We start from the raw sequence: 1,441 nt of genomic DNA on the forward strand, positions 1-1,441 counted from the left end.
GGTGCCGTCTTGGATGTGGTGGACTTTTGAGAGGGTGGCGTAGTCTCCGGGTGTTGCAACCCACACACCGGGATTCGGGCGTTGGAGCGCCGCGATCCCGCGGGAGACCACGCCATGACGGACCATATCAGCAAGACGAACCCTGCGCATCCGACTGGGCAGCCTGAAGCCCGGCTTTTCGACACCTGGATCGACCCGATCGAGACCGGCGTGCGCGAACGGGTCCGCGACTGGATCGAGGCTCTCATCGAGGCCGAACTGAATGCCGCCCTCGGCCGCCCCCGCTATGGCCGTGCGGCGGGCGACGCGCCTGACGTCGGCACGCGGGGCTATCGCCATGGCCGCCGCTCCCGCACGCTCACCGGCACCTTCGGCCCAACCGAGATCACCGTGCCACGGGCCCGCCTGCACACCGAGGATGGCACCACCACCGAGTGGAGGAGTGCGGCCCTTCGGGCTTATCAGCGCCGCACCAAGGCCGCCGATGCGCTGATTGCCTCGGCCTATCTGGCCGGCACCAACACCCGCCGGGTGCGCCGGGCGCTTTCCGCCCTGTTCGGCGGGGCGGTGGGCAAGGACACGGTCAGCCGGGTCTGGCGCAAGGTGCAGGCCGACTGGCAGGCCTGGAACCAGCGCTCGCTCGCCGCTGAGCCGATCGTGCGGCTGATCCTCGACGGCACGGTGGTGCGCGTCCGGCTCGACAGGAAGGCCACCTTCATCTCGCTGCTGGTGGTGATCGGCATCCGCGAGGATGGGCAGAAGGTGCTGCTGGCCGTCAGGAACATGGGCGGCGAGACCACGGCCGCCTGGCGCGCGGTGCTCGATGATCTGGTCGCGCGCCAGCTGCGCCGGCCGGCCTTTGTCATCGTCGATGGCGCGCCGGGCCTGGAGCAGGCGCTCGCGGCGGTGTGGGAGGGCGTTGCCCTGCAGCGCTGCACGGTGCACAAGCACCGCAACCTGCTCGCCCATGCGCCCAAGCGCCTTTATGACGAGATCACGGCGGATTACACCGACATGATCTATGCCTCAACGGTCGAGGAGATTGCGGAGCGCCGCCAGGCCTTCCTGCGCAAATGGCGACTGCGGCATCGGGCGGTGGCCGACAGCCTGGAGGAAGCGGGTGAGGCGCTGTTTGCCTTCACGAAGCTGCCGCCCTCGCAGTGGAAGTCGGCCCGCACCACGAACGCCATTGAACGGCTGCACGAGGAATTCAAGCGGCGGATCAAAACCCAGACGGTGCTGCCCTCGGACGCCACCGCCGCCATGCTGTTCTGGGCTCTGCTGGCGTCCGGTCAGATCACCATGCGCAAGGTCGACGGCTGGAAGACACTCCCACAAGCATCAGAAACAAAGGAGACGATTGACCTCGCCGCCTGACCGAATACCATCTTCATACCGGAGATCGCGCCACCCGAATTCCTACACAACTCGCGACGGCACC

At 67.6% G+C, this 1,441-nt stretch carries 1 protein-coding gene; it reads left to right on the top strand.

Annotated elements, in window-relative coordinates; all coding sequences use genetic code 11:
• Positions 1-114 precede the first annotated feature (114 nt).
• Complete coding sequence (locus GR303_RS24200; protein ID WP_201752218.1) at positions 115-1,377, top strand: IS256 family transposase; 1,263 nt, start codon at positions 115-117, stop codon at positions 1,375-1,377.
• The last annotated feature ends 64 nt before the right edge of the window (positions 1,378-1,441 follow it).

Origin of the sequence: Microvirga arsenatis (assembly GCF_009910705.1) — a bacterium.
GTDB classification, from domain to species: Bacteria; Pseudomonadota; Alphaproteobacteria; order Rhizobiales; family Beijerinckiaceae; genus Microvirga; species Microvirga arsenatis.

What these genes read in the sequence shown, in the direction of transcription:
- GR303_RS24200 (WP_201752218.1), top strand. Translation starts at nt 115, where the DNA reads ATGACGGACCATATCAGCAAGACGAACCCTGCGCATCCGACTGGGCAG.